Genomic DNA, 7,998 nt, shown 5'->3' on the forward strand with positions numbered 1-7,998 from the left:
GACCGCCGCGACCCGGCGCCTCGACGCCGTCCGGCGGACGGTCGAGCGGGGCGACCTCGAGGTGCTCGCGCGGGTGGACCTGGGCAGCGTCGCCGCGACGCCCGAGGCCCCGCCGGACCTGCGGCGCCGGACGCCGGCGTGCGTGGCCGGCACCGCCGGCGCCGTCGCCCCCGCACCGGGGCACTAGCATCCTGCGCCGATGCCGTCCTCGCCGCTCCGCGCCCGCACCGCCGCCGCCCTCCTGGTGCTGGCGCTGACCCCGGTCGCCGGCTGCGGCGGCAGCGGCGGCGACGCCGGCGACTACGCCGCGACCTGGAACGGCGCCTGCCGCGACCTCAAGCAGGCCCAGACGCGGTTCCTCGAGCAGGTCCAGACGCTGGTCCCGCAGCAGGGCGGCGATCCGAAGGCGATCGCCAAGCGGCTGCGGACGCCGATCGACGCGCTCGCCGACGCCCGCGAGAAGGCGCTGCGGCAGGTGCGCGACGCCAAGGCGCCCGACGAGTTCGCCGACTTCCAGGGCAAGACCGCGAAGGCCGCCGGCATCGCGCTCGAGCAGGTCGCCACGATCCGCCGCCGCGTGCAGGACGGCAACGTCACCGGCGACGTGCGGATGACCGCCACCCCGTTCCCGCCGCTGCCGGCGAAGCTGGCCGAGAAGGCCGGGGACTGTCGCAGCGGGACCGGCCTGTGAGCCGCTGCCGGATCGTCCCGCTGCTGCTCCTCGCGCTGGCCGTGGGCGGCTGCGGCGGCAGCTCCGACGACGGCTCCGGCTACGTGCGCGACTGGACCACCGCCTGCCGCAACCTCCAGGTCACCGAGCGGCAGCTGCGGGTCGCCGTCGCACGGGTCGGCGCCGGCGCCCGGCCGACGACCCCGTCGCGCAGCGCCCGCCGGATCCGGCCCGCGTTCGAGCGCTACGCGACCGCCACCTCGGCGACGCTCCGCGGCCTGCGGGCGATCGAGGCGCCCGATCGCTGGGCCGACTACGACCGCGCCGCCGATCGTGCGCTGACGACGCTCGACGACCAGCTGCAGCAGGCCCGACGGTCGCTCGCGGCCGGCGATCTGGCGGCGCTGCGAACGCTCGCGACGGCCGTCCGCACGGCGCGCGTGCCGGCCGCGCCCGCCGATCTCGCCGGTCGCCTGACCGCCTGCCGCGGCGTCCTCTGACGACGGGCACGGCCGCCGTCCGCTTGCCGTATGGTGCCCTCCCATGCCCGACCTGCGCACCCGCACCGCCAGCCTGCTGGTGATCGCCGTCGCCGCTGCCGGCGTGACCGGCTGCGGCGGGAGCGACGAGAAGAAGAGCGACGGCGGAGGCTCCTACTCGCAGCAGCTCAACAGCTTCTGCAAGGACGCCAACGCCTCGGTCAGCAAGCTCCAGACCGACCTCGTCGCGCTGCAGGGCAAGTTCAAGCCGTCGCAGACCAAGGAAGCCAGCAAGGCGGTCGAGAAGCCGCTGAAGGACTACGTCTCGGCGTCCCGGGACCAGCTCTCCGAGCTCGAGGGCCTGAAGCCGCCGTCCGAGTACCGCTCGTTCCACGACAAGACGGTGAAGGCGCTGTCGGCGGTCGTCGACGCGATCGACGAGGGCACCGGCAAGCTGGCCAGCGGCGACGCCGCCGGCTTCCAGAAGGCGCTCGCCGGCAGCCTCCAGGGGATCGGGCTGGAGAAGATGCCCGCCAGCCTGAAGAAGGACGCCCCCGCCTGCGGCACCGTCTAGGGACCCGGACGGGCCCTACCAGCGCGCGCCCACGAGCACCGGCTCGGGGCGCAGCGCGACGCCGAAGCGCCGCTCGACGCCCGCGGCCACCTCGCGGGCGAGCGCCAGCAGGTCGGCCGCGTCGCCTCCGCGGCTGGTCAGCGCCAGCGTGTGCTTGGACGAGATCGCGGCGCCGGGACGGGCGTACCCGCGCGCGAACCCGGCCCGCTCGATCAGCCACGCGGCCGAGGTCTTGAGCCGCCCGTCGGCCTCCGGGAAGCGCGGCGGCCGCTGGTCGTCGCCGAGCGCCGCCGCGATCCGCCGCTCGAGCGCCGCGAACGCCTCCGGATCGAGGATCGGGTTGGTGAAGAACGACCCGGCCGAGCGGGTGTCGGGGTCGGTCGGGTCGAGCACCATGCCCTTGCCCCGGCGCAGCCCGAGGACCGCGTCGCGGACCTCGTCGGCCGGCACCCGGGCACCGACCTCGACCGCCAGCGTCCGCGCCAGCTCGGCGTAGCGGATCGGCCGGCCGAGCGGCGAGCGCTCGAGCGCGAAGGTGACCGCCAGCACGACGTGGCGGTCGTGGCCCTTGAACGCGCTGTCGCGATAGCGGAAGGCGCAGGCGGCGGCGTCCAGCTCGACGACCTCGCCGCCACGACGGTCGAGCGCGCGCACGGCGACGATCGTCTCGGCGACCTCCTGGCCGTAGGCGCCGACGTTCTGGATCGGCGTCGCGCCGGCCGCCCCGGGGATCCCCGACAGGCACTCGAGGCCGCAGAGCCCGTCCGCGATCGCCGACCGCACGACCTCGTCCCAGGCCTCGCCCGCCGCGACGGTCCGCAGCACCCGCCCGTCGCCGGCCTCGCGGTCCTCGACGCCGGTGGTCCGGATCGCCACCGCGTCGCCGGGCAGCGGGCCGTCGGCGACGACCAGGTTGCTGCCCCCGCCGAGCAGCAGCAGCGGCCGGCCGGCGGCGTCGGCGTCGCGGACCGCGGCCACCAGCGACGGCTCGTCGGCGGCGACGATCAGCCGCTCCGCGGGACCGCCGAGCCCGAGGGTCGTCAGTCCCGCGAGCGCGACGTCGCGGCCGGCCCGGGCGGCGGGCAGCCCGGGAACGGGCGGGGAGTCCGAGGGCGCGGGCATCGATCGCAGCTTAGGACCTCGCGGCGTGGGCGAGCGCGCCCACGGTACGGTCCCCGCATGCGCATGCTCCTTCGCCCAACCACCGCCGCTGCCGCTGCGGCCTGCATCGCCCTCGGGGTCGCCGGCTGCGGCGGCAGCGACGGGGGCGGCGGCAACGAGGCCGACTACGTGAAGACCTACAACGCGGCCTGCAAGACCGTCACCGACGCGGTGGCGAGCATGCAGGCCGACGCCCAGGGCCTGCAGACCAAGGCGACGTCCGACCCGCAGGCCGCGATCGACGGCTTCAAGACGCTGACCGTGAAGCTGCTCGACACCTTCGGCACCCAGATCCAGGTGATGGCGGACGCCAAGGCGCCGGACAAGTGGTCCGACTTCCAGAAGTCGCTGAAGGACAACGCCAGCGCCAGCAAGGACGCGGTCGCCAAGGCCAAGAGCGAGATCGAGAAGATCAAGACGATCCAGGAGGTCGGCACGATCGGCACCAAGCTCGACGCGATCGAGTTCGGCAAGAGCAAGGACATGCCGGACGACCTGAAGAAGAAGGCGCCCGCCTGCGCCACGCTCGCCAAGTAGGCGCGCCCCGCTGCGCGCCGCCGGACCGGCAGTCGGTACGGTGGCGCGCATGCTCACGCTCCATCGCTCGGTCGCCCTGCCCGCCGTGCTCGCATCCACGGCCGCCCTGGCCTTCGCCGGCTGCGGCGGCAGCGGTCCGAGCAAGGAGGACTACGCCAAGAGCTACGAGAGCGCCTGCAAGAAGGCGCTCGACGGCGGCCAGGCGCTCCAGAGCGAGCTGACGAAGCTCGCCCCGCAGGCGCAGAAGGACCAGAACGCCGTCCTGCCGAAGATCAAGGAGATCTACACCAAGGTCTTCAACGTCACCCGCGACGAGATCTCGACGCTGAGCAAGATCGAGGCGCCGGACGACTACTCCGACTTCCAGTCGGCGATGAAGCGCGACCAGAAGAAGATCGACGGCGCCGTCGAGCAGGCCGCGGCCGCGATCGACGGGGTCAAGAAGATCGCCGACTTCCAGGGCGCGCTGACGAAGATCCAGGCGATCGACGTCAAGCCCGAGGCGAAGATGCCGAAGGCGCTCGCCGACAAGGCGCCGTCCTGCAAGACGACGCTCTCGGTCGCCAGCTGACCGAGGCGCCGCGGGTCCGGCCGGCGCCGCGCGCCGGCCGGACCGATCCCGCGTGCTACGGGACGCGGACGCCCGAGATCGTGCGGGCGATGACGAGCTGCTGGATCTCCGACGTGCCCTCGAAGATCGTCATGATCTTCGAGTCGCGGTGGAAGCGCTCGACCGGGTACTCGCGCGTGTAGCCGTTGCCGCCGAGGATCTGGATCGCCTCCTCGGTGACCTTGACGCCGACCTCGGAGGCCTTGTACTTGGCCATCGAGCCCTCGGCGTTCTCGAACTTGTGCGGGGCGCCGCGGAGCGTGCCGGCACCCATCCACGACGCGCGCCAGACCAGCAGGCGGGCCGCGTCGAGCTCGGTCTTCATGTTCGCGAGCTTGAACGCGATCGCCTGGTTCTCGATGATCTTGCGACCGAACTGCTCGCGCTCCTTGGCGTAGTCGAGCGCGTAGTCGTAGGCGGCGCGGGCGACGCCGAGCGCCATCGCGCCGACGGCCGGGCGCGAGGCCTCGAAGGTCGCCATCGAAGCGTTCCCGCGCGAGGTCTTGCCCTCGCGGGCCTTCGCCAGGCGAGCGTCGAGCTTGTCCTTGCCGCCGAGCAGGTAGCGGCCCGGGACGCGCGCGTCGTCGAGGTTGACGTCGGCGGTGTGCGAGGCGCGGATGCCGTGCTTCTTGACCTTGGCGCCCTGGGAGATGCCCTTGATCTCGCTCTTCGGCACGACGAAGGCGGCGTGCCCGCGCGAGCCGAGGGTCGGGTCGACGGTCGCGATCACGACGTGGACGTCGGCGATGCCGCCGTTGGTCGCCCACGACTTCGAGCCGTTGATGACCCACTCGTCGGTGGCCTCGTCGTACTTGGCCGTGGTGCGGATGTTCGAGACGTCCGAGCCGGCGTTCGGCTCCGACGAGCAGAAGGCGGCGACCTGCGGGTCCGACGCGCTGCCGTAGCAGCGCGGCAGCCACTCGTTGATCTGCTCCGGCGTGCCCTGACCGAAGATCGCCGAGACGGCCAGGCCCGTGCCCTGGAGCGCCATGCCGATGCCGGCGTCGCCCCAGAAGATCTCCTCGAGGAAGATCGGGGTCAGCAGGCCGGTCGGGTCGATGAACATCGACAGCGTGCCGTCGAGGCCGTAGAGGCCGATCTCGGCGGCCTCCTTGACGATCGGCCAGGGGAACTCCTCCTTCTCGTCCCACTCGGCGCCGGCGGGGCGGATCGTCTTCTCGGCGAAGTCGTGGACCCACGCCTGCAGCTCGCGCTGCTCCTCGTTGAGCTCGAGGCTGAAGGTCGACCACTCGGGCTTCATGCGCTCCTGCGCGAGCTCGCCCGCAAGGGCCATGACGTCGACGCTGGTAGTGCTGCTCATCTCGGATGTTCCTCGGACGATCGAAGGGGAGATTCGCGGGGCCGGAGCCCCGAGCGGTCGCCTGGACCGCGCGTATGACGCAAAGTGTAACCCAGGTTTGCAGATGACCGCAACCGGCGGTAGGATCGATCTCCATGGCCGCCCCGCGTCCCGCTGTCCGCCGTCCCGGCGCCGCCGCCCGCCGTCGCGACCGCGAGCGCGAGATCCTCGACGCGACGCGCGCGCTGTTCGACGAGCGCGGCGTCCACGACGCCCAGATCGAGGACGTCGCGCGCGAGGCGGGCCTCAACCGGGCGATCATCTACCGCCACTTCTCGGGCAAGGACGAGCTGTTCGCGCTGACGATCGTCGGCTACGTCGAGGACCTGATGGCGGAGTTCGCCGCGATCGAGGACGACGGCCCCGCGGCCAGCCAGATCCTGGCCCTGACCGAGACCTTCCTCGACTTCTGCCTCCGCTACCCGGCCTTCATCGACATCTCGATGACGATGCTCCGCCAGCCCGGCACCGAGCTGCTGGAGCGGATCAGCGAGGCGGCGATGCTGCGGATGGGCCGCGCGGTCGCGGAGGCCCTGCACCGGCCCGTCGAGCTGCTGCGGCGCGGCGCGGCCGACGGCGAGTTCGCGATCGGCGACCCCGACTACGACGCCAACGCGATGTACGTGCAGATCCTCGGGCTGGCCCACCTGGCGCGGGTCGGCAACGGCATCCGCGAGCTGCCGGGCGGGATGCCGTGGTTCTTCCCGGTCTCCCCCACCCAGGTCCGCGAGACGGTCCGGTCGCTGGTCGCCGCGACGCTGCGGCCGATCCAGGCTCAGCCGGTCAGGTAGTCGAGCACGACGCTCGACCCGTGCGGCGCGACGCGGGCGACGGCGGCCGCCAGGTCGTGGTCGGGCGCGTTGTGGAAGCCGCCGCGGATCGCCAGCCCGACCGGGCCCGGGAACCGGACGCGCAGGCCCGCCGCGGTCACCAGGTCGCGTCCCTCGAGCCGCAGCCCGGCGCGCGGCGCGAAGACCGTCGTCCGCAGCGCCGTGGTCCCCGCCGGCAGCCCGGACACCGTCAGCCGCAGGGCGGTGCCGCGGGGCTGCCACGTGAACCGCACGCCGCGGGCGAGCCAGGCGCCCGCTCGCGTCCGGAAGCCGCCGCCGACCACGATCGTCCCGTCGCGCCGGGCGTCGATCCGCTCGCCGACCGGGTAGCCGGTCTCGCCCCCGATCACGACCTGGGGGCCCGCCGAGCGCAGGCGCGCGTCGCCGGTGAGCGTGATCGGGCGCGGGGAGAGCGCGTTGCGCCAGCCGTCGCCGTCCTGGCGCTCCAGCCGCAGCAGCCCGACGTCGTAGCGGATGTCGCGCCGGTGCTGGGCGATCCCGTGAACCGCGAACCAGAGCGGCCCGCGGCGGACCACCGCCAGGTGCGAGGTCGTGGGGTCGACCACCTGGAGGTCGTCGTCGGCCGGCAGCCGCCCGCTGCGCAGGTCGGTCGGCAACGTCGCCAGCGCGTCGAGCGCCTCGAGCAGCCCGTAGGCCGCGAGACCGCCGTAGACGACGTTGCCGGCGTAGGGATCGATGCCGACCATGTCGCGGCGGAGCGGGCTGCCGGGGGCCTGGTCGACGAGCCGCAACGGGCCGTCGTCCTGGCGGTAGCGCCGCTGGAGCAGCTCCAGCGCCCGGTCGACGACGGCCAGCAGCCGACCCGCGAAGGCCGGCTCGGCGGCGAACGCGCGCGCCCCCTCGGCGGCCGCGGCGGCGGCGATCGCCGGGACCCAGACCTGGTTCTGGCCGCGGCCGTACCAGGCCAGCTGACCGTCGGGCGCCATCAGCACCGAGAGCGCGTCGAGCGCCCGCCGCAGGCTCCGGCGGGCGGACGGCGGCGCGGCGGGCCCCAACTCCCGGACCGTCCGCGCCAGCGCCCAGGTCGAGAGCGCGTGGTACGCCAGCGGATAGGTCGGCGGGTCGGAGAGGATCCCGCCGACCAGCCGCCCGCCGGCCGTCCGGGCCCGCAGGTCGGGACCGATCGCGCGGGCGACCTCGGGCCCGACGACGGCGCGGACGAAGGCGCGAGCGGCGGCCGGGTTCGCGAGCCGCGTCCCGGGCACCGTCGAGCGCAGGCCGGTTCGCAGCAGCATCGAGACCGACAGCGCCTCGACCAGCTTGAGGTTGCTGTAGGGCCGGCGGTCGCGGCCAGCCCCTGCGGCGGCGCCCGCCTCGCCCGACTTGGCCGCCGTCGGCTGGTAGCCGCGCAGGTAGCGCGTCAGCTCGCGACGGATCGTCCGCGGCGGCTCGGGGACGTGCTCGAGCGTGGCCAGCAGGCCGAGCGCCCGGAAGCTCTGGCTGGAGGGCGGGTTGCGCCGCGCGAGCGCGCGGGCCCCGGCGACGTAGAGCGGCTCGCGATCGGTCAGCAGGCCGGCGCGCATCAGCGCGTAGCCGAGCATCACCCGGCCGTAGCCGGTCGTCGGACGGCCGCCGGAGAGCGGGTCGCGGAAGCGCCCGTCGGGCGTCTCGAGCGTCGCCCAGGCGGCGACGCTGTCGACGGCCAGATCGCGCGCCCGGCGGGCCAGGCGGGCCGCGTCGCCGTCGCGCTCGGCGATCACCGCCGCGGGCTGCTCGCCGGCCAGCCGGCGCGAGCGCGGGAATCCGGCGCGGGCCT

Annotated in this window: 10 protein-coding genes; 7 read left to right on the forward strand and 3 right to left on the reverse strand. The window is 74.3% G+C overall.

Translation table 11 applies throughout. The annotated features are described in order from the left end of the window. The 4 genes from PAI11_RS26790 to PAI11_RS03855 all read left to right on the forward strand — a co-directional run. On the forward strand, positions 1-187 hold a 187-nt coding region (locus PAI11_RS26790), incomplete at its 5' end, for a hypothetical protein (protein ID WP_040598190.1). A gap of 12 nt (positions 188-199) precedes the next feature. Continuing rightward, the gene (locus PAI11_RS03845; protein ID WP_007571059.1) at positions 200-691 is read left to right on the forward strand and encodes a hypothetical protein; all 492 of its coding nucleotides are present in this window, start codon (positions 200-202) and stop codon (positions 689-691) included. After that, positions 688-1,170 (forward strand): hypothetical protein, encoded by a 483-nt coding sequence (locus PAI11_RS03850; RefSeq protein ID WP_007571061.1) that lies wholly within the window; start codon positions 688-690, stop codon positions 1,168-1,170. The genes PAI11_RS03845 and PAI11_RS03850 overlap by 4 nt, the downstream gene beginning before the upstream one ends. A gap of 43 nt (positions 1,171-1,213) precedes the next feature. Beyond that, complete coding sequence (locus tag PAI11_RS03855) at positions 1,214-1,723, forward strand: hypothetical protein (protein ID WP_007571063.1); 510 nt, start codon at positions 1,214-1,216, stop codon at positions 1,721-1,723. A gap of 15 nt (positions 1,724-1,738) precedes the next feature. Here PAI11_RS03855 and PAI11_RS03860 read toward each other — a convergent pair whose 3' ends face one another. After that, a complete protein-coding gene (locus PAI11_RS03860; protein ID WP_081488243.1) occupies positions 1,739-2,845 on the reverse strand; it encodes a UDP-N-acetylmuramate dehydrogenase in 1,107 nt (368 codons plus the stop codon). A 63-nt stretch (positions 2,846-2,908) separates the two neighbouring features. Here PAI11_RS03860 and PAI11_RS03865 point away from each other — a divergent pair, with 63 nt between their 5' ends. Next, a complete protein-coding gene (locus tag PAI11_RS03865) occupies positions 2,909-3,421 on the forward strand; it encodes a hypothetical protein (protein WP_170320676.1) in 513 nt (170 codons plus the stop codon). Positions 3,422-3,470: 49 nt separating this feature from the next. Beyond that, the gene (locus tag PAI11_RS03870; RefSeq protein WP_007571067.1) at positions 3,471-3,992 is read left to right on the forward strand and encodes a hypothetical protein; all 522 of its coding nucleotides are present in this window, start codon (positions 3,471-3,473) and stop codon (positions 3,990-3,992) included. Positions 3,993-4,047: 55 nt separating this feature from the next. Here PAI11_RS03870 and PAI11_RS03875 read toward each other — a convergent pair whose 3' ends face one another. After that, positions 4,048-5,292, reverse strand: coding sequence for an acyl-CoA dehydrogenase family protein (locus tag PAI11_RS03875; protein WP_040598200.1), 1,245 nt, complete (start codon positions 5,290-5,292; stop codon positions 4,048-4,050). Positions 5,293-5,486: 194 nt separating this feature from the next. Here PAI11_RS03875 and PAI11_RS03880 point away from each other — a divergent pair, with 194 nt between their 5' ends. Continuing rightward, positions 5,487-6,182 carry a TetR/AcrR family transcriptional regulator gene (locus PAI11_RS03880; protein ID WP_007571074.1) on the forward strand — a complete coding sequence of 232 codons (696 nt, stop codon included), beginning with the start codon at positions 5,487-5,489 and terminating at the stop codon, positions 6,180-6,182. Here the strand turns inward: PAI11_RS03880 and PAI11_RS26795 are convergent. Beyond that, on the reverse strand, positions 6,167-7,998 hold a 1,832-nt coding region (locus PAI11_RS26795), incomplete at its 5' end, for a hypothetical protein (RefSeq protein WP_040598195.1). The two genes, PAI11_RS03880 and PAI11_RS26795, sit on opposite strands and share 16 nt — an antisense overlap.

It is taken from the genome of Patulibacter medicamentivorans (assembly GCF_000240225.1).
Lineage (GTDB): Bacteria > Actinomycetota > Thermoleophilia > Solirubrobacterales > Solirubrobacteraceae > Patulibacter > Patulibacter medicamentivorans.

Coding starts and splice junctions, on each gene's coding strand:
- PAI11_RS03855 (WP_007571063.1), top strand. CDS start 1,214: ATGCCCGACCTGCGCACCCGCACCGCCAGCCTGCTGGTGATCGCCGTC.
- PAI11_RS03875 (WP_040598200.1), bottom strand. CDS start 5,292: ATGAAGCCCGAGTGGTCGACCTTCAGCCTCGAGCTCAACGAGGAGCAG.
- PAI11_RS03845 (WP_007571059.1), top strand. CDS start 200: ATGCCGTCCTCGCCGCTCCGCGCCCGCACCGCCGCCGCCCTCCTGGTG.
- PAI11_RS03860 (WP_081488243.1), bottom strand. CDS start 2,845: ATGCCCGCGCCCTCGGACTCCCCGCCCGTTCCCGGGCTGCCCGCCGCC.
- PAI11_RS03880 (WP_007571074.1), top strand. CDS start 5,487: ATGGCCGCCCCGCGTCCCGCTGTCCGCCGTCCCGGCGCCGCCGCCCGC.
- PAI11_RS03870 (WP_007571067.1), top strand. CDS start 3,471: ATGCTCACGCTCCATCGCTCGGTCGCCCTGCCCGCCGTGCTCGCATCC.
- PAI11_RS03865 (WP_170320676.1), top strand. CDS start 2,909: ATGCTCCTTCGCCCAACCACCGCCGCTGCCGCTGCGGCCTGCATCGCC.